18 protein-coding genes are annotated in these 20,183 nt (G+C 37.1%); 11 read left to right on the top strand and 7 right to left on the bottom strand.

The features are described 5' to 3' along the window. The first annotated feature begins 175 nt into the window (after window positions 1–175). From ahcY to ACRXC1_RS01645, 3 genes are read left to right on the top strand one after another with little or no spacing between them, the layout of a single operon-like run. A complete protein-coding gene (gene ahcY, locus ACRXC1_RS01635) occupies window positions 176–1,471 on the top strand; it encodes an adenosylhomocysteinase (RefSeq protein WP_392909959.1) in 1,296 nt (431 codons plus the stop codon). A 54-nt stretch (window positions 1,472–1,525) separates the two neighbouring features. Further along, on the top strand, window positions 1,526–1,966 hold the full coding sequence (gene rpiB / locus ACRXC1_RS01640) for a ribose 5-phosphate isomerase B (RefSeq protein ID WP_433655991.1): 441 nt from the start codon (window positions 1,526–1,528) through the stop codon (window positions 1,964–1,966). A 4-nt stretch (window positions 1,967–1,970) separates the two neighbouring features. Next, window positions 1,971–2,651 carry a hypothetical protein gene (locus ACRXC1_RS01645; RefSeq protein ID WP_433655993.1) on the top strand — a complete coding sequence of 227 codons (681 nt, stop codon included), beginning with the start codon at window positions 1,971–1,973 and terminating at the stop codon, window positions 2,649–2,651. Here the strand turns inward: ACRXC1_RS01645 and ACRXC1_RS01650 are convergent, their stop codons facing one another. Continuing rightward, window positions 2,652–3,038 carry a thiol-disulfide oxidoreductase DCC family protein gene (locus tag ACRXC1_RS01650; RefSeq protein WP_433655995.1) on the bottom strand — a complete coding sequence of 129 codons (387 nt, stop codon included), beginning with the start codon at window positions 3,036–3,038 and terminating at the stop codon, window positions 2,652–2,654. Window positions 3,039–3,057: 19 nt separating this feature from the next. Beyond that, window positions 3,058–4,767, bottom strand: coding sequence for a hypothetical protein (locus tag ACRXC1_RS01655; protein WP_433655997.1), 1,710 nt, complete (start codon window positions 4,765–4,767; stop codon window positions 3,058–3,060). A gap of 273 nt (window positions 4,768–5,040) precedes the next feature. On the opposite strand from ACRXC1_RS01655, the gene ACRXC1_RS01660 reads away from it, so the two are divergent. From ACRXC1_RS01660 to ACRXC1_RS01675, 4 genes are all read left to right on the top strand, one after another. Next, entirely contained in the window at window positions 5,041–5,613 is a 573-nt protein-coding gene (locus ACRXC1_RS01660; protein ID WP_433655999.1) for a metal-dependent transcriptional regulator, read from the top strand. A gap of 94 nt (window positions 5,614–5,707) precedes the next feature. Beyond that, on the top strand, window positions 5,708–6,163 hold the full coding sequence (locus tag ACRXC1_RS01665; RefSeq protein WP_433656001.1) for a hypothetical protein: 456 nt from the start codon (window positions 5,708–5,710) through the stop codon (window positions 6,161–6,163). Then, window positions 6,163–7,380 (top strand): Npt1/Npt2 family nucleotide transporter, encoded by a 1,218-nt coding sequence (locus ACRXC1_RS01670; protein WP_433656003.1) that lies wholly within the window; start codon window positions 6,163–6,165, stop codon window positions 7,378–7,380. Before ACRXC1_RS01665 ends, ACRXC1_RS01670 begins: the two co-directional genes overlap by 1 nt. Before the next feature lie 31 nt (window positions 7,381–7,411). Next, window positions 7,412–9,445 carry a M3 family metallopeptidase gene (locus ACRXC1_RS01675; protein ID WP_433656005.1) on the top strand — a complete coding sequence of 678 codons (2,034 nt, stop codon included), beginning with the start codon at window positions 7,412–7,414 and terminating at the stop codon, window positions 9,443–9,445. Between the two features lie 44 nt (window positions 9,446–9,489). On the opposite strand, the gene ACRXC1_RS01680 is transcribed toward ACRXC1_RS01675, so the two are convergent. From ACRXC1_RS01680 to ACRXC1_RS01695, 4 genes are all read right to left on the bottom strand, one after another. Next, complete coding sequence (locus ACRXC1_RS01680) at window positions 9,490–9,873, bottom strand: DUF4156 domain-containing protein (protein ID WP_433656007.1); 384 nt, start codon at window positions 9,871–9,873, stop codon at window positions 9,490–9,492. A 119-nt stretch (window positions 9,874–9,992) separates the two neighbouring features. Then, on the bottom strand, window positions 9,993–11,054 hold the full coding sequence (locus ACRXC1_RS01685) for a saccharopine dehydrogenase (protein ID WP_433656009.1): 1,062 nt from the start codon (window positions 11,052–11,054) through the stop codon (window positions 9,993–9,995). 21 nt (window positions 11,055–11,075) lie between these two features. Further along, a complete protein-coding gene (locus tag ACRXC1_RS01690; protein ID WP_392909978.1) occupies window positions 11,076–12,323 on the bottom strand; it encodes an MFS transporter in 1,248 nt (415 codons plus the stop codon). Window positions 12,324–12,325: 2 nt separating this feature from the next. After that, window positions 12,326–13,312 (bottom strand): NAD(P)H-dependent flavin oxidoreductase, encoded by a 987-nt coding sequence (locus ACRXC1_RS01695; RefSeq protein WP_433656011.1) that lies wholly within the window; start codon window positions 13,310–13,312, stop codon window positions 12,326–12,328. 109 nt (window positions 13,313–13,421) lie between these two features. Here ACRXC1_RS01695 and ACRXC1_RS01700 point away from each other — a divergent pair, with 109 nt between their 5' ends. From ACRXC1_RS01700 to ACRXC1_RS01715, 4 genes are all read left to right on the top strand, one after another. Then, a complete protein-coding gene (locus ACRXC1_RS01700) occupies window positions 13,422–16,085 on the top strand; it encodes a helicase-related protein (RefSeq protein ID WP_392909982.1) in 2,664 nt (887 codons plus the stop codon). Between the two features lie 5 nt (window positions 16,086–16,090). Next, on the top strand, window positions 16,091–16,918 hold the full coding sequence (locus ACRXC1_RS01705; protein ID WP_433656013.1) for a DUF455 family protein: 828 nt from the start codon (window positions 16,091–16,093) through the stop codon (window positions 16,916–16,918). Further along, window positions 16,915–17,805, top strand: a complete 891-nt coding sequence (locus tag ACRXC1_RS01710) for a hypothetical protein (RefSeq protein WP_433656015.1) — start codon at window positions 16,915–16,917, stop codon at window positions 17,803–17,805. The genes ACRXC1_RS01705 and ACRXC1_RS01710 overlap by 4 nt, the downstream gene beginning before the upstream one ends. Window positions 17,806–17,898: 93 nt before the next feature. Then, window positions 17,899–19,314, top strand: a complete 1,416-nt coding sequence (locus ACRXC1_RS01715) for a hypothetical protein (protein WP_433656017.1) — start codon at window positions 17,899–17,901, stop codon at window positions 19,312–19,314. Here ACRXC1_RS01715 and ACRXC1_RS01720 read toward each other — a convergent pair. Next, window positions 19,311–20,123 carry an HD-GYP domain-containing protein gene (locus ACRXC1_RS01720; protein WP_392909990.1) on the bottom strand — a complete coding sequence of 271 codons (813 nt, stop codon included), beginning with the start codon at window positions 20,121–20,123 and terminating at the stop codon, window positions 19,311–19,313. The two genes, ACRXC1_RS01715 and ACRXC1_RS01720, sit on opposite strands and share 4 nt — an antisense overlap. Window positions 20,124–20,183 lie beyond the last annotated feature (60 nt).

Below are 20,183 nucleotides of genomic sequence, written 5' to 3' on the forward strand. Positions count from 1 at the left end.
TATGACTTATTTAGGTATGTGTCAAAGAAAAAGGCTTAAGTTGGTAAAAATTCGTTCATTTTACTCAATAAAATGGGCTAAATTCCTTTGTATAGGCTTCAAACTTGACGGATATACTGTTATAGTTTCGGACATAAAATATATTAAGATTTATTCATACATAAAGTGAGGAAACATGAGCTTTACAGATTACAAAGTAGCAGACATCTCTCTAGCTGACTGGGGAAGAAAAGAAATTAAAATCGCTGAAACTGAAATGCCGGGACTAATGTCTCTGAGAAAAGAGTTTGGAGCGTCAAAGCCACTTAAAGGTGCAAAGATCGCTGGTTGTCTTCACATGACTATTCAAACAGCTGTACTTATCGAAACTCTTGTTGAGTTAGGTGCTGAAGTAAGATGGTCTTCATGTAATATTTATTCAACTCAAGATCAAGCTGCTGCGGCCATCGCTGCTGCTGGAATTCCTGTTTTTGCTTGGAAAGGTATGAACGAAGAGGAATTTGACTGGTGTATCGAGCAAACTCTTAAGTGGGCCGATGGATCAGCTCTTAATATGATCCTTGATGATGGTGGTGACCTTACAAATATGGTTCACGACAAATATCCTGAGTTAATTGAAGGAATCAAAGGTCTTTCTGAAGAAACAACTACTGGTGTTCACAGACTATATGAAAGAGTTAAAGCTGGAACTCTTAAGATGCCAGCAATCAATATCAATGACTCTGTTACAAAGTCTAAATTTGATAACCTTTACGGATGTAGAGAGTCTCTAGTAGACGGTATCAAGCGTGCAACTGACGTAATGATCGCTGGTAAGACTTGTGTTGTTGTTGGTTACGGTGATGTTGGTAAAGGTTCTGCTCAGTCTTTTAAAGGTCTTGGAGCAAGAGTTATCGTTACTGAAATCGATCCAATCTGTGCTCTTCAAGCAGCGATGGAAGGTTTTGAAGTAATGAAAATGGATAAAGCCGCTCTAGAAGGTGACATCTTCGTTACAACTACTGGTAACTACCACGTAATCAATGCGTCTCACCTTGATAATATGAGAGATGGTGCAATCGTTTGTAACATTGGTCACTTCGATAACGAAATTGATATTAAGCACCTTCACAACAACTATGAAGAAGATAATATCAAGCCACAAGTTGATCTATACACAGGTAAAGATGGTAAGAGAATCATCCTTCTTGCTCAAGGTCGTCTAGTTAATCTTGGTTGTGCAACTGGGCACCCTTCATTTGTTATGTCTAACTCATTCTGTAACCAGGTAATTGCTCAAATGGAACTTTGGGACAATGCTGGTAAGTATGAAAACAAGGTTTACATGCTACCTAAGCACCTTGATGAAAAAGTTGCTCGTCTACACCTTAAGAGAATTAATGTTGAAATTGATGAACTTTCTCCACAACAAGCTGAGTACATCAGCGTACCGGTTGAAGGTCCATATAAGCCAGAACACTACCGTTATTAATTTAACAAATACTCAAGCCTCCTTCGGGAGGCTTTTTACTTTTAGGTCCAAATAATGAGTAAAAAAATATTCCTAGCAACAGATCACGGTGCTTTCAAACAAAAGGAAGCGGTAAAGAAATTCTTAATCGAAGAAGGTTATGAAGTAGAGGATCTCGGTACTCACTCTTCGGAATCATGCCACTACCCGGAATATGCAATTGCTTTAGCTAAAGCAGTTCAAAAAGAGGGCAGGGGAATTCTTCTTTGTGGTTCAGGGATTGGAGTATGTATGGTTGCCAATAAGTTTAAAGGCATTAGGGCCGCTCTTTGTCATAATGTTGACCTTGCAAGGCTTTCTCGTGAGCATAACAATGCAAATGTAATTTGCTTTGGTGGCCGTATTTCTACTAGTGAAGAAGTTTTGGCCATGACTAAGGTTTGGCTTGCTACTGAGTTTGAAGGCGGTAGACATCAGACTCGCATTGACATGTTCACTGACCTCGGTGAAAATTAATCTTATGTTTAAAGTTAAATGGACTGAATATATCTCATTCTTTGTTATCTTAGTTATTGGTATCTATAGCCTATATATATCAAGAACTGATTTAGCTTATTTTGATAAAGTACTTAGCGCACAAAATGGACTTCTCGAATGGTTTACTTTTGTCGGTCTATGCCTCATTTCATTTGGTTATTTTTACAGACGCAGAGTTTTAGCAAAATTTAGAGACTCAAAATTTCTACTTATGCTTGTTGTTCAAGGTGTGTTCTATGTTATCTGTGCCTTGGAAGAGGTGAGCTGGGGACAGCGTATCTTTGATTGGAATTCCCCTGAAATGTTTAGAGATATAAATAGTGTTCTACTTGAAACAAACTTTCAAAATTGGTTAATTGCTCGTGGAGTTTCTCATGAGTCTTGGAACCTCTTTCTAAGAGTTATTCTATTTATTTATCTTTTTGCTGTTCCTATTTCATATCTTAAAATTGAAAAGGCCAAGCTATTCATTGATAAATTTGCACTGCCTGTACCAAAGGCAACTCACATAATAAGTTTCATGATTCTTCTTGTGATCACACTTTTTATTCCAAGTGATAATAAAGTGCAATTTGCAGAGTTTTGTTTGACTTGGGTTTTAACGGCCCTAACATTAGAGCCATTTAACCGCAGTATGTTTTCTCGTCGAAGCCTTGTGCGCTAGTTAGGCGTGCTTTACACAGCTTGGGCATTTTCTTTTTAGCATTCTTCTGTAAGCACTCGTTGTCTTATGAAAGTAGCTTGTGGCCTTCTGACCCATATTACTTTCAATAAGCCAGCTAAACTTATTTACAAGTGGGTAGAGCTTAGCAAGGTGAGTGATAACTTCGTCACCCTTTAAAACCTTCTTATCACTTGTGATGTAGTGAACGATTTCTTGGCATTCTTCTTTAGTCAGCTCGGGATATACTTGATAGAGCTTCTCATCGTTAACACTTACAAAGTTAACAGACTTAGCTTCTTCTAAGCGGGCCAGAGAATCCTTAAATCTAACACAAAGTGGACATTCATCATCGAAAATGAGAATTGGTAATTTATAATTTTCTTCCATGAAAACAACCTTTTTATTCTTATTGTGCTCCTAATTTCTTAGTCGCTGAGTAACGATATCTTCTTGATATGATCTCAAAAATATTACTAGATTTATCTTTTGTAATGCCTGCATTTCTTTGTGCTCTTTGTGAGAAATCTAAAATTTCTGCACTGGCATTTGCATTATCTTTCTTTTTCTTCTTTAGTAGGTGTGCGTATGGATTTACGGCCTTTTTCTTACTCTTCTTTTTATTATCTAAGCCGCTACCACCTCTAAAGTAGAGTCCATTATTTTTTGGCTTATAGGATGCTGTATACTTTCCAACCTTTCCTCTTAGTCCTGAAGCACGAGATTTTAACTTTGCTTCTGCTGACTTACTTTCACTAGTTTCTGGTGTGGCCGAAATAGCATTAGCAACGGCTCCATCAAAACCTAGTTGTCTTAGGCCCTCAGCGATTTTTGCATCTTTCTTCTTATAATTAGCAGGTAGGTTGATCTTGTTTAAGCCTTCTTTTAGTTTATCGTTGGCCATGGCAAAGATTTTTCCTGACGTTGATTTGAAGCTATTTGAGCTATCACCAGGAGTCGAAATACCATTTGTCATTTTGTAGAAGTCATCAAGACTTGTTCCAAGTCCACCTGGAATATACATTCCTCCAATCTTTGATGAGATTCTTGAATCGAGACATGAGTTCGTTTGGCGACAAGTACAGTTAAGATCTTCTTTTACGTTATTATCAACACAAGTAACTTGCCAGTTATTATTCTGAGCAGTTCTTTGTCTAATTTGCGGATAACAATACTTCACATCATTCATTGTTTCAGGCTGACTACAATAGCAATCGCGATCTGAAACAGGATTACATTTACCTTTACCACTTAGTTTATTTGCGACATTGTTTAGTTTGTCAGCAGCATCACCGTGCATTTTATGTTCCCACATATAGTAGCTCGTCATAAGAGTTGAGGCCCCTAGCTTTACCCAGTTACTCCAACCACTTGTGAATCCACCTTGTGTTGCCATCGAGGCAATATAGCAAACAGTTGTCGCTCCCCATCCTTTTCTTTGAATATCAACCGACTTCTGGCGATCGCGGTGAGAGCGAGCTTGCTTATAAAGGGCCTGACTTTGAGCATTTTCAACATCTGGTTCCGTTGCAAGTGCAAACTCATCACTCTTTTGTTGTGTTACACGTGCGATAACTTCTGCTCCCATTGGAATATATTGGCAGTAATCAGTACCCTCTTTCTCGCTGGCCTTGTCATGTTCTTTTTGAGCAGCATCAAGGTCTTTTTGTTCGACTTGAGTATCGGCCATTGCCTCGGCCTTACCTTCTTGATTGAAACTAATACCTTTCTCACTATATTTGGCCGCAACATCTTTCTTAGTCACAACATCAATCTGGTTGAATTTTCCACCGCCTCCAGCTTGCGACATGGCCGGCATAATAATAGAGTAGGCTTGCCCTACGGCCTTAAACATTGAAGGCGACATTCCCATGAACTTCTCACCATCAGTCGCATCGCCACCCTTTCTTATACTTTCACACTCTTGAGAAGTACCACATTCTTCGGCCCACTTCTCATCAGCTTCTCTCTGCTGATAACCAGCGTGCGTATAATTATCCATTGTGTATTTATCTCTGTCCGTAATGTTTCCAGACTCAACATCGGCTTCCGAGGGAGCTTCATAGTTGCTATTTTGTCCGTAGGACAACATTGAACTCGTTACTAAGAATAACGTCACGAGAGTGGTGAATATTTTTGATTTTGGCCACAACATTAGCTAACCCCAATTATTTAGATTCTCTTTGATTTTAACACGCTGTGGTGTTGCTCGGGAGGTCTGTAATATATGCCTCATTAAAAATCACGTAAATTCAGTATGTTACATGAGTTAATATTTTAGAAATCAAAAAAAGCGATGCACATAATTTGGGGCATCTTCTAGAGGCCATTAGTTGCCAAAAATACCTGAAATTGCTAGATTAAAGGCATAACCTAATTTGTGAGAAATATTATGGCAAATACACCAACAAAAGCTAATACTAATGACAAAAAACCTCGTGAGGCTGAGTTATCTCACTCTATGGTTCACTATCTTTTAGCAATTCATAAACTAAAAGAAGACAAGGGTTATGCTCGAGTTACAGATATTGCCAAAGATTTAGGTTTAACTAAGGGTTCTGTTTCAACAGCTCTTAATAATCTTAAAAAACGTAATCTAGTTAAAGAGGAAGATGATACAAAATTTCTTCTCTTAACTGATGATGGTCACGATGAAGTTCACAAGACTTTAACTTCTCGTACTCTTCTTTATTACTTCCTAAAAGACTTTGTAGGTGTTTCAGAAGCAGTTGCTGAAAAAGACTCTTGTATGATTGAGCACCTTTTAAGTGAGGAAACTAGTACAAAATTCTTTGAATTCATGAAGACACTTTCTTGCTCATGTGACGATCTTGCAAAAAGTGGTAAACTTCCTAAAGGTTTTAACTTTCAGACAACTTTAAGTCTTTGTGACTACAAGTCGGCTGAAGAATTTATGGAAGGTCAAAAGGGTGATACGTACTTACAGGAAGAGAAAGACGCTTAAATTCTTATTTCTTTTAATTCTGGGCATATCGCTATCAACTGCATCAGCAACTGAGTATTGTTTTAATCGTAAACGACCAATCCATACTATTCGTATGGATCTGTTGAAATACGTTATTGATGGTGAAAAGATCAAAATAGACTCTCATAAGAACTGCTTAAATGTTGAAGTTAAATCATATCGCCAAGAATTATTTCGAAAGCTAGTCAATAAATACTTTCCAAATGAATTAGAGAAAAGCTCTGTGTCTCACTACACTCAAGAGATATGTAAATTCAAAATGAAGGAAGTCACAAAGCTTAATGATAAGGTTAATGAACAGCTCTCTGACATCATTAGTTCTCAAGGCAATGACTTTGAAATGGATTTCGGTGGTGAAGTCTATCATGCAATTTGTAAGAAGAAGGGGAGTATTTATCTTCTCGATTTAAGAAATAAGAAGAATAAAGACCAGTTAACGACCTTAACTTTTAGTTTAGGAAAGTGGGTCGACTTAACTTCACTGACAAAACTTGAAAATAAAGAATACTCTCTCATGGTGATTGAATAATGAAAAATATTATTACGGCCGTTAAGGAGATCAATGCTGGTCTTTTTGGGCTATCTCAAGATGAGAGAAGAAATATTCTCTTAGTTACTTTTACGCTTTTTCTAGCATTCTTTTCATACCCAATGATTCGTTCGAGCTCAACTGCTCTCTTTATTCAAAATTTTGGAGCAAAGAGTACACCATGGATTTGGTTATCTTCGGTAATGTTTCTTGGTCTCAGCGTTAGTATCATTAATGAACTACAAAAATACTTTTCTATTGCGATAATCTTTAATGGTATTGTGGCTATTTCATTGGCCCTTATGGGAGGGGCCCTAATAGCACTTGGAAATGGCTTCGCTTACGGAAGTGGTGTCTTTGCTGTTTGGAAAGAAGTTTATATTATTTTAGTTGTTCATTTATCATTGGGGTATCTAAACTCTGTTATTGATTTTAGGGTTGCAAAGCTCGTCTATGGGCCACTTGGAGCCTTGGGTTCTCTTGGAGGAATCTTTGGAGGGCTTCTTACGACAAAGTTAATGAAGGGGATGGGAGTTTACTATGCTGCTTCTTGCGGCCTACTCATTCTTGCTCTGGTCATTGTTATTTTTAGTTTTACCCAAAAACAATTCTTGGCACTCAAGGAAAAGTCTCCAATATCTTCACTTGCAGATAAGAAGCTTTATGTCTTCTTTATTTGTGGCCTAATTATTCTTTCACAAGTGGTAATTAACTTGGCAAATTATAAATTTAATCTAGGACTTGAAGTATTTAAAGACGCCAATGAGAAGGGTGCCTATCTTGGCAATATATATTCTTCGATTAATGCCATTTCACTAATTGTCCAAATTATTATTATTCCAATTGCTTTTAAATATTTTAAAGTTTCATCAGTCCATATCTTTATTCCATTTGTCTTCTTTATCTTAATTATTTTGGACCGCATGGAATACTTAGGTTTACTCGGGACAGCAATTTTATTTGTTGGCTTCAAAGGCCTGGACTATTCGATCTTTTCGGCGGCCAAGGAGATGCTATATTTTCCTTTAAGCAAAGAACAAAAGTATGGGGCCAAGTATATTGTTGATATGGTTGTCTACCGTGCGTCAAAAATGGGGATTTCAGCTCTACTATTAGTGTTTACGAGTTTGGCTTTTACCCAAAATATGCTAATAATATCAGTGTTACTCTGGCTAGTTCTAGCGGCTTTTATGGCCATTAAGTTTCGCGCAGAGTAATGCCTTTAATAAGATTCATTTAGGAGTTTATATGTCTAATCCATTATTAGAAAAATTCACAAATCCATATGGTGCAAGGCCATTTGATACAATCAAAAATGAGCACTATATGCCAGCAATTCGTGAAGCAATTAAGATGCACAAAGAAGAAATCGAAGCGATTAAAAACTTTGATGGTGAACTTACATTTGCAAATATCATTGAGCCATATGCAAATTCAGGAGGCGCTATTGAAGATATTTCAATGATCTTCTTTAATCTAAAATCTGCAAATACAGATGATGAGATGAATGAAATTGCAAAAGAGTTCTCACCTCTATTAACTGCTCATGGTAACGACGTTAACCTTGACGCTGATCTTTTTGCAAAAGTTAAAGTTGTTTTCGATAACAAAGAAAATGAAGACTTAAATGCTGAGCAGATGACTCTTCTTACAAAGATCTATAAAGGGTTCGTAAGAAATGGTGCTCTTTTAAGTGAAGATGATAAGAACAAAGTAAGAAAGATTGATGAAGAGCTTTCTAAGTTAGGCCTAGAGTTTTCTGATAATCTACTAAAAGAAACGAATAAATTTGAAATGGTACTTGATAATAAAGAAGATCTAGCAGGTCTTCCTGAAGGACTTATTGAAGCTGCTGCAATGACAGCAACAGAAAAGGGTCATGACGGTAAGTGGGTTTTTACTCTCGATTATCCAAGCTTTGGTCCATTCATTACTTACGCGCAAAACCGTGAACTAAGAAAGCAGATGACAATCGCATCTGGTACTAAGTGTGCTAAAGGTGACGAACTTGATAACCAAGAAATCGTTAAGAGAATTGCACAGCTTCGTTTTGAAAGAGCAGGGATTCTTGGATACAAGAGTCACGCTGATTATATCTTAGAAGAACGTATGGCCATGAGTGCTCAAAATGTTTTCGATCTTTTAAATAACCTAAAAGAAAAAGCAATGCCTGCTGCAATTGAGCACATGGATGAAGTTAAAGCCTATGCAAAAGAGCAAGATGGTGTTGAGGACTTCTCTTCATGGGACTATATGTACTACTATGAGAAGTTAAAGAAAGAAAGATATAGCATTGATGATGAAATGCTAAAGCCATACTTCAAATTAGAAAATGTTCTTAATGGTGTTTTTGAAGTTGCAACAAAGTTATACGGACTAAACTTTAAAGAAGTTACTAATGTTCCTAAGTATCACCAAGATGTAATGACTTATGAAATTACTGATCGTGACGGAAACTTTATTTCTCTATTCTATGGTGATTACTTCCCACGTTCATCTAAGCGTGGTGGAGCATGGATGACAGCATTTAGAGAACAATATGTTCTTAACGGTGAAGATATTCGTCCACATATTGCAAATGTTTGTAACTTTACTAAGCCAACGACAACGAAGCCATCACTTCTAACTTTTAATGAAGTGACAACTCTCTTCCACGAATTTGGTCACGCACTTCACGGTATTCTAACGAAGTGTCAGTATCGTATGCTTTCAGGTCCAAATGTATTTTGGGACTTTGTTGAGCTACCATCACAGATTATGGAAAACTGGGCATTTGAAAAAGAATGTTTAGACCTATTTGCTAAGCACTATGAAACTGGAGAGTTAATTCCAGCAGAATTGGTTCAAAAGCTTAAAGATAGCTCAAACTTCGGTGAAGGACGTCACACTATTCGTCAACTAAGCCTAGGTCTACTTGATATGGCATGGCACTCAGGTGATCCATCAAATATTACAAATGTAGAAGAGTTTGAAAATCTTGCAACACAAGATGTTCAACTACTTCCTAAAGTTGCTGGAACAATGGTTTCAACTTCATTTGGTCACATCTTTGCTGGTGGTTATTCAGCTGGTTACTACTCGTACAAATGGGCAGAAGTTCTAGATGCAGATGCATTTGAATTATTCCTAGAAGAAGGGATTTTTAATACAACAATTGCAGATCGTTTCAGAGAAAATATCCTTGAAAAAGGTGGTTCAGAGCACCCAATGGATCTTTACAAAAAATTCCGTGGACGTGAGCCAGAGGTTGATGCACTACTTAGACGTGGTGGTTTAATCTAGCCACTCTTCAAATATAAAGGCTCCATTATTGGAGCCTTTTTTATTTAATTTCTCGATACATTCTTTGATTTCTTATGACATTTATATGCAACACCTGAAAAAGTTGCTGTGGAGGTTGTTCCGCCATATTGTCCACTTGTTTGACCCATTTGATGGTTTGTAACATGCACATGTGTTGCTCCCTTTGCTGAAGCTTTATTTCTAATATCATTAGATGCATATTCCATTAGTTTTTCATCTGTAATCCAGCTTCCTCCAAATGATCCGCCACCTTTTCCGAATACAGGTCCCATATTTTTGCATAACATATCAGGCTTTTCGTAAACAACTTCTACATCTTGGCCCGTTGTTGATAGTTTTGCTGTTGAGCAAGATGTCATCATTAAAGCTGTAAGCAACACACTAAATAAAATAAAAAATTTCTTCATTCTTTCTCCTGTTAAAATAGACGTATGAAATTAAACTTTATTTGATTTTACATAAATATGATGGCCTAAAAAAAATTCCTCGTTTTTGAGACTTTCACAAAGTGAGAGTAGCAATAGTACTACAAATGAGTAGTTTTTTTCTTCTCAAAAATCTCTTTAGCATGTGACCATGTAAAATAACTTTTCGCATTCTTAAGCTCTAGTAGATGAGGAATCAACTGATTCGAATAATCAATCGAACTTTCTTTTGGAAGTGCGGAAGGAAGATTATCAATTGCAATAATATTACATTCATGTTCAATTGAACTTTCAACTCGATGAAGTGGACTATCCCAAGTTGTATGGACATCATAAACCGGTATTGGGTTTAGGTCACTATTAGGATCACAGCTAACATCACAGATATAAGATAGTTTTTGATTTTTCTCCATAAGAGACTTGTCTAAAAATGGAGGAATCTTAGTTGTCATAAGAACTGTGTTAATGAAAATATCAGCGTTAAGAATTTCATTAAATGGGCCACCAACTTTGGTTTCTTGAACATCCCAATTAATTGATTCAAGCTCTAGATCATTAAGAAGTTCTCTTGCTCCACTTCCACAACGCCCCAGGGCACCAATAATAAAAGTCGAAGGGTTTTGTTTTCCATTTCTTTTCTCATTAATAATCTTGAGCCATTCATCTTTAGAAGAGTAGTGCCTCAAAGAAGCAGGGGAGTTTGAGAAATAGTTCTCTATACTAAGTGCTGCACCAACATAGCCGGCCCAATAACCAAAAGCCGCAACACGTCTTTTGTCTTCGTTGAGTAAGAATTCGAGATCGAATAGGGTTCCTTCTCCTTTTCGATAACGATCAAAAACTTTTTGTGATCCATTTTGACCCTTGTAAATATGGGCGAAGTAAATGTGATTGTGTTTTAGTGGGAAGTCATCCGTTTCTTTTAGTTCTTTTAAGCCTAAGATATAAATATCGTCACCAACTGGTGCTTCAGTAACCCAAGCATGGCTTTCTTTTATCTCACATCCTATGCTTCTGTATTCTTCAATTGGAAAAATTCGATCATTTGATTTTTCGACGACTACTTTATAGCCTGCATCGATTAATTTTTTTGCATTTTCTGGTGTTAGAGGAGTTCTTTTTTCAAATGCCTTATCTTCATCTCTTAACCAAACTGTTGTCATACTTAATAACCTTGTCTCTAATTAAATTTTATCCTGTATTGATGTATCCCTATCGACGGTTTCGTTATTTAAGTTAAATAATGCTTTCATATCTGAAAATAGCATTCTCGGGAAAATAAGTGCACAGAATGCAATACAGACGACGATAAGGATCTCTTCTGTCGCATATTGATTTCCAATAAATGTAAGGATAATTCCACCTAGTATATTTGGGACAACAAAGCCAAGATCGAGTAGGGCAAATATCCTCGCTAGGTACTTCGTTTCTACTTTGAGGGAAACATAATTTAGTTGATTTGTAATACGAACGAATACAACAAATCCCCAAACAAAGAAAATCATTAAGGTTGCTGAATAAGAAGCTGTATAGAGCCAAATTGCCATTAGAACAGGTTCTAAATAGAGTGTTGTAATAATTAATTTTCCAACAGGCTTATCTTTAAAAATAGTTGAGCTTGCCCAACCACCAAATAGGCCGCCAAGCCCGAAGAGCGCAAGACCTATACCGTAGTCTTGTTTCGTGGCCCCTAGTGTTTCAGTAAGATATGGAAGAATGAGGGGGAACATAAACCCAAGAACGAGACCTTCAATAATGACATTTGAAATTACGGCAAAGAGCTCTTTTTGTGTTCGAGCATACTTTATTCCGTTCTTTATTTCAGAAAAGAAGCTCTCACTATCGCCCTCTTGTTTTGGGGGATTATAAGTTAAGCTCATTATGAAGTAGATTCCAACAATATAAGTTAGGAAATCAAGAGCGACTACTTCTTTGATTCCACCAAAGGCCGTAAACATTGTTGCACCAAGAAATGGCCCAATCATATGTAGAACAGCAAATGCTGAACCGAATAGTGCATTGGCGCGGCTCATATCTTTTTGTGGAACAATATCATTTACCATTGCCTGTCTGGTGGGATTGTACATCCCTGTAAACAGGGCGATTAGGCCATCACAAAGAATGACTACCTCAGGAGTTTTGGCAAAGATAATTGTAAAAATAATTGGGATACGAATATAATTAGTAAACAGTAGGACATGCTTACGATTATATTTTTCGCCGATGACCCCACCGATTAAATTTCCAATTGTTAGAAAGAATAGAAATACTGCACGTGCAGCACCAAGGTAGCTCTTATTATGATTTGATAATTCAAATACTAAGAGCATTAGCGCTGTTTCCGAGACAAACGAGCCAAGCTCAGATGTCAGACCTGCAATATAGAGCCTTCTAAAATTTTGATAACGTAAAACCTTAGGCAGCTTAAACATAATTAGGATCTTTTAGCTAAGAATTCTTCAACGGAAGTATCGAATTCTGAAACAATTCTATCGACAATTTCTTTTACTGTTTCAATCTTTTCAATGAACTCAATAGAAGGACCGGCAACCCATACTGTTTTATATGTGGCACCAAAAGCGGCGTTCTCAACGGCCTTCATTCCCTTATAACCAGTGAGCATCTTTGCATACTTTTTAAGTTTCTTATTCTTACTCATGGCCTTTTCAACAATATTTTGTTCAGTTCCAATTTTTTGTACATAAGGAGTATTGATAACGGTACAAGGTGTACCAGAAATCTTATTCGACATCACAATATCTTTAGCACCGTATTGAACAACGGCCTCTTTGTAAGCATCAGAAACAATTGATTCTTTAGTGGCAATAAAAGGAGACCCAATTGAAACACCTTCACAACCTAGGGCCATGATACTAAATAGGCCTGAACCTGTTGCAATTCCACCTGCCGAGATTACTGGAATCTCTAAGTTTTTCTTAAGTAGAGGAACGAGGATACTTGCAGGTGTTGGCCCTGCGTGCCCACCAGCTCCCGAATTTACAGCGATAACTGCATCGGCTCCTTGATCTTGTACTTTTTGAGCATATTTTAAATCAACAACGTCACAGATAACCTTAGTTCCTTGTGGACGACACTTTTCGATAACTTCCTTTGGATTTCCAAGGGAAGTGATAATGAAATCTGGTGCATACTTAGCACACAAATCAATTTGTTTGTGCATGTGGATGTTTGACTGGTTTACAATGATATTGATTCCAAATGGACCTTCACATCTTTCCTTCAATTCCTTTAGACCTTCCTCAAACTCTTCTGGAGTTCTCCAATTGAGTGCTGGAATACAACCCATAATACCTGCTTTAGAAGCCTCTACTAGCATATCAATACTAGTTACAAGGAACATCGGGGCCATAATAATAGGGTATTTGATATTAAAAGTTTCTGTTAGCCATGTTTTCATCATATGCAGTCCATTTTTCTTTATATGTTTATTGCTTAATTATAATGTATTTTTTTGTATTTAACACCTAAGATTACTTGCACAATTTCTTCCCTCAACGTACTCTTAAAGAATGAGCTCACAAGAAATAAATAAGCTACCTGACTTCTCCGCAATTCGAGAAAATATAGAAACCGAAAGAAAAACGATTATTAAGGTCAATAATTTTTCCGATGATGACAGTTATGTTAGAGCAAGTGATGATGCTCTTGTCGTTCTTGGCTTTCTTGAGTCGACCCTAACTAAGTTGTGGGCAGTTTTTGATGAGAATCCATCTTTAGTTTATTTCTTCAATAAAGACTTCACGAATTTTAATTTACTAATTAAACAAGACAATATCCTTGATTTGATTTTTATTGATGATTGTATGATCCCAGAAAAGGAAGCAATCTTCTTTGGTCAGGATGGTGGGTTATCTCAAAATATCCTTTCTCTTCACGAGAAAACATTTTATGAATGGGGACAAAAGGTTTTAAATCAGCATAATGAGACTCAAACCTTTATTCGCTCAGATATTGATTTAACAAAACATAAAATCAGTGAGCTGAAGTGTCAGTGTATTAAGTGTGTGAATGACTTTAGGGCACTTCTTAGAGACTCAGTCTATGAAAACTGTGTTGAAATCATCGAAACAACAAAAGAGCAAATAAAAGAAGAAATTGATAATGGAATTCATGTTGTTTCAGATATCGTTTTTAATCTTCAAAAAACTCTCGATAAGAATTTCTACAAATTAAGAAATACAATTAAAAGATCTTCTCTAAACAGATTAGAAAATCAGGTTAAGCAATATTTTAAATCTGAATTTGCTTATCCGTCAGAACTTGCTTCGCTTCACCGAAGAAATGTAAGTATGTTGTTTGATCAATACTTAGAAGCAAATGAGCTTAGTACTGATCTTATCACTGATGCTGAATACGACAAATTCTACCGCTCTCTTTCAACTCATTACTGGAGAAATGAAAGATATCTAGAGCGTGAATTTAAGAAATTTGTTAAATCAATTATCATTCTAAAAAAGAAAGACGTTTCTTCGACAATTCTTCAAGAATACCTTGGAGAGTTCTGGACTCACTCTTCAGCAAGACAGATGAAGAGAAAGATCGTCTATCATATGGGACCTACAAACTCAGGTAAAACTTATCATGCAATTGAAAAGTTATCGACTGTCCCTAAAGGTTGCTACCTTGCTCCTCTAAGACTTCTGGCCGCAGAGCTTTACGATACACTGAATTCAAAAGGTGCAGTCACAACTCTACTGACAGGTGAAGAAGTTATCGAAAGAGAAGGTGCAACACACTACTCGTCGACTATTGAAATGGCACGATTACAAGAAGTTTTTGACTGTTGTGTAATTGATGAAATTCAAATGATTACTGACCCTTCACGTGGGTGGGCGTGGACGAGAGCACTTGTTAATATTATGGCCGATGAGGTTCATCTTTGTGGTGATGCTTCTGCTCTTGATCTCGTGAAGGTAATCGTTGAGCTTTGTGGCGATGAACTAATTATTAATGAATACACACGTATGACAGAGCTTTCAGTTGAGAGGCATCCAATTGTTCTAGCTGATATGCAAAAGAACGACGCCCTTATTGTGTTTTCAAGAAAGAATGCTCTAAGGCATAAAAGAGACTTAGAACGTTTAGGTTATAAAGTTTCGATTGTTTATGGACGACTTTCTCCAGAAGTTCGCCGAGAGCAGGCACGTAAATTTGATCAGGGAGAAACAGATGTAATTGTTTCAACTGATGCTATTGCAATGGGAATGAACTTACCTATTAAGAGAGTTGTTTTTTCAACTCTTTCTAAATTCTATGATGGTCATCAGCATGATATCTCAGTAAGTGAGATAAAGCAGATAGGTGGACGTGCAGGGCGTTTTCAGAGATTTCCTCGCGGAACTGTGACGTGTCTAAGAAAGGTCGAAGATGGAATTGAGTCAATCAATGAAGCTTTAAATGCAACTCTTGATCAAAGTGATCAGTGTATGGTTGGGCCTGACCTTGATATCTTCAATCAAGTTAATAAGGCATTAATTGATAATAATCTTCCAAAGCTTAAGCTTTCGGAATTTTTACGTCTATTTAACACGATGACTTTTCAGGCTCCTTTCTATTGTGTTGATATGAAGGAGATGATTGAACTAGCTGAGATGGTTGAGGATGCAGATTCAAATGGTATTCTAACTGATGCTGAAATATTTGGCTTTGCTTGTGCTCCAGTAAACCTAGGCTTAATGGATCATGTTCAATTCTATAATTGGATCCTACATAAATACGTTAATATGGAAGGGATTCCTTGTGAACCGATTGAACATGGTTCAAGTGATATTGATTACCTTGAGACTTCGATTAAATGTGTTGAGCTATATCAATGGCTCTCAAGACACTTTAATAATAAAAACTTTGTTTATTCTGAAGTAGAGCTCTTAAATAATAAGCAGCTTGCTATTGATCAGCTAAATGAACTTCTATCACAAAAGATTATTGCTAGATGTTCTTCATGTAGTGTTAAGCTACCAGAAGACTCTCGTTTCCCTATTTGTGAAGAGTGCTTTGAAAAGCGTAAGGCCAATCGTCGTAAACCTGGTAGTGGTCGATTTAAAGGTAAGCCTGGAAAAGGTGGGGCCTCTAAGGGATCGACAGGAAGAAACTTCAAAGGTAAAGGCCGTCCTGGACAGAGTCGAAAAAGAAATGTAAGTCGTAAGAGAAAAAATACTACTTCTAAACCTTAGAGATAATGAATACTTTCGAGTACGCAAGGCTATTGCTAGAATCTCCATTTCTTGAAGACAAGCTAACAACATCTGATGTTGTTACAGATCTCAATTATCATAAAACACAAGATGGCATAAAAGATCTTCGTCCTGCAAGAGAGGGGAAGATCATTTTCTCTTCTGAACAACTAAAATTTCCAAAAAGAGGAAGTTTTCATTTAGATGAAAAGAAGGCGATGGCCTTACACTTCTTCGCAAATCATGAGCTTTTGGCCATTGAAATGATGGCAACCGCTTTGATGTATATCCCAATAGAAGATAAGTCCCAATACAAGAGGATTGCCTCTGGTCTGTTACAGACTATTGATGATGAGATCAAACATTTTAATCTTTACCGTAAAAGAATGAATGACTTTGGGATTGATTTTGGAGATCTACCTGTTAACGATTTCTTTTGGCGACAGATGCAAAAAATCACATGCTTTGAAGAGTACTTTGCTGTGATGGCCTTAACTTTTGAGGCTGCTAACTTAGACTTTGCAAAGTTTTATCGCGACATTTTTCAAGGTGTTGATGACAAAAAGTCTGCAGCAATTTTAAATGTTGTTTATGAAGATGAGATCTCACATGTAGGCTTTGGCGTACATTGGTTAAATAAGTGGCGAAATCAAAGTGATCTATGGGAATTCTATGTACAGTCGTTACCTGATCTACTATCTCCTGCACGTGCGAAGGGAATGATCTTTGATCGTGAGGGTCGAGTGAGAACGGGGATGGATGATGACTTTATATCTCGTATTGAGAACTTTAAAGATGAGTTTATCGTCACGAATCGTAAGGAGTGGAAGTGAAGTATCGTGTTAATCTCGACTTTGATGCTGCACTTGCTGCTAACAATCCAAAAATTAAAATTGATAAGTACTTAACGGAGCTTGAGTATATCTTCTTCTTAGTTAATGACTCTAGTGAAAACACTCTCTGTACAAAATTAAGTTATCCACAAGAGTATTTAGATAGCTTAACTCATTTTGGCTTTATAACAGGGGCCGTAAAAACTGACTTCAATAATTATCTAAACTGGTGGGGTGACCTTACAGATTTCAAAAATGCCCAGCTTCTAAATTCTAAATGTTGGCTGGCCAGCTGGCATAGGCCTTTAGATGACCTAATTATAAATAAAGGTGAAAGTATTGAAATCCATGGTGTACATTTCTATCGCCCTGATCAAACTTTTTCGGGTATTGGTAATAAGGTTATTAATAAGCTCGCGGATTTGGAACGCGTGAACTTTCCAGGCGTTCTTTCTAAATATGTTAAGGTTATCAAAACATTTGGGGTTACATATAATCTTGAAACAGATGACTTCTTTGTCGTTGAAAATCTAACAGGCCCAAATGGACAGTTTAAGGGGGGACGTTTGATCGATCTAGAAGACCTTGAATTAGAATTCGACCTCAACTCGACTATCAATCTGATCAAAGAGAACTTACCAAATAATTCAATACAAAAAATTCAATTCGATAATATGATCTATGAAGATGAGAGTGGAGAGCTAAAACTTTGCCCACTTGTTGAGTTAAATTATCGTCGCACCATGGGTGAAGTTATTTTCAATGTAACAAAAACTCTGGGAGAGGGAACACTTCATTTTGGTGATAAACAGTATCTTAATAAAGATTCTGTCATTCTATCACCACCTTTCGTTAAAAATATTTGCTACTATAACCGAGTTAAGTAGTTGGATAAGAATGCTAAATAGATAATATTCCTTCGAGGATTCTCAATTATACAGTAAAATGGAAGAGTTCTTTGGTTTAGATTAGGAGTACTTGTGGCCAAGAAAGGTTTTTTTGACAAGATGAAAGGGAAGCTAAAGAAGTCTGAAGAAGACGAAGAGCTACTCGAAGAATTTGAAGAAGATGAATTTGAATCTGATGAGGATGATTCTGATTTTGATGATGCAACATCAACAGATGTTAAAATTCCAAGTGCCCAAGAGTTAGAAGATTCTGAACTTGAAGATGACTTTGATGCATCTGGTGGAGCTGATTTTATTCCTCCACAATCTCAAGATGAAGTCTTGGATGAAGATGACGAAGAGGAAGATGAAGAGTACGACGACGAAGAAGATGAAGATGATGAAGACAGTGAAGATAAGTCTTTCGTTGAAAAGTACTTCCCTTCTGTAGCAAAGCTATTTAAGAAAAAATCATCTGATGATGAAGAAGTAGAAGATGATGATCTAGAATCTGATAACGATGATGAAGAGGATGATGAAGATGAGGACGATGACGAGGAAAAGTCATTTCTTGAAAAACAACTTCCTTTTCTTGCTAAGCTTTTGAAGAAAAAATCGTCTAAAGAAAAAGACGATGAAGATGAAGATGACGAAGATAGCGACGATTATGACGATGATGAAGACGAAGACGAAGACGAAGATGACGATAAAAAGGCTAACGATAAAAGTAAGCTAATTAAAATCGTTCTTATCGTTGCAGTTGTTCTTTTAGCAATCGATCAATTTGTCTTAAACGATGGAAGTGATAATGAGGTACCTGAAGTCCCTCCTGTCAAAAGACAGAAAAAGCCACGTAAGAAGAAGCCAAAGAAGGTAACAGAAACAAAAGAGTCTGCAAAGGCCGTGGAACAAGCTGAGCCTCAAGTTGAGCAACCAGTACAACAAAAAGTTGAAGTTAAGCCAGAACCAACTAAAGAAGTTCAACCAGAACAACAACCTGAAGAGCAAGTCCAAGAACCTGCAGTGGTGCCTAGTGAGCCTCAGGTTGAAGAAACAAAGCCTGATTCTAGTTTGAATCTTGGCGAAAAGAATACTGAGCCTACTCCGGAGCCAGTCATTATCCCAACAACTCCAGTTGATTCTAATATCAGCTTTGGTGAGCAAGATGTTGAAGATGAAGAAAAGGCGGATACTCTCGATAATCAACTAGATAAGATTGTTGATAAATTAGAGGAAGAAAAAGAAGAAGTTATTAAGAAATTAGATTACGTAGCACCTCCGAAGTACACAGAGTTTGGACGTGGTCTAGTTTATAACTGTAAAGGGAAGCACTGGGCCTGTGTCGATCGCGATGCCTATGTTAAATGTGAAGATAATATGAAGTGGGCACAACAAGAAGGTAAACCTAACGAATGTGCAACTTCTAAGATTTTAGCATCAGAATACGATTGTAGAACTCTACAGGAGTACTATATTAATACTGTTGCAGAAACACCAAACTGTAATTAAGCGGCGTCTTTCTTAAAGAGGCCGTCGATGATTGTAAGCGTGAACGTCTTTTCTTGTTTGGCTTCTTCTTTTTTCATCGCTCTTACAAATGCTTTTGCTAACTCTGGGTCAAATTGTGATCCAGAGAACTCTTCTAGTTCAGCATAAGCAACTTCATAATCTAGTCCCTTACGATAAACTCGAGTTGATGTCATAGCATCGAAAGTATCGGCAATTAGAATAATTCGAGAAAATAATGGAATATCTTCGCCTTTAAGTCCCTCTGGGTATCCACGGCCATCCCATCTTTCGTGATGATATTTTGCAAATGTTGCTACTTTTTCAAAATGCGTAAACCCCTGAAGGATTTCAAATGATTTTTCAGGATGACTCTTCATTTGAAGAAATTCATCCTCTGTAAGCCTTGATGGCTTATTTAATACTTCGTCTGGTACACCAATTTTACCAATATCATGGAATAGGGCCGAAAGTTCTAGATCATATAATTCATCTTCGTTTAGTCCGATTTCTTTCCCAAGAGTTAAACTAAAATAGGCAACTCGTGTACTGTGTCCGTACGTATAATGGTCTTTACAATCTAGCGCATGAAGAATTGTTCTGGCGGCCATTTCGCAAATCTTTTTCTGCTCAAGCTTTAGTGCTTTATTTTCAGCTTCCAACCTCTGCGTTGGATCATCAGTCGCACCCTTAGCATTAACTACGGTTTTTCCAGAGATTGTTTTGGAGTGAGTCTTCTTTGCAGACGTACTTTTGCGCGTACTAGCTTTCTTGCGTCTCTCTCCCAAATTTACGATTTTACTCTTCTTCATTTATAAGACCTAGTGTTACAGTCGGGTTATACCCATATTCTAATAATTCTTCGGGTCATT

This window comes from Halobacteriovorax sp. GFR8 (assembly GCF_050955245.1).
Lineage (GTDB): Bacteria > Bdellovibrionota > Bacteriovoracia > Bacteriovoracales > Bacteriovoracaceae > Halobacteriovorax_A.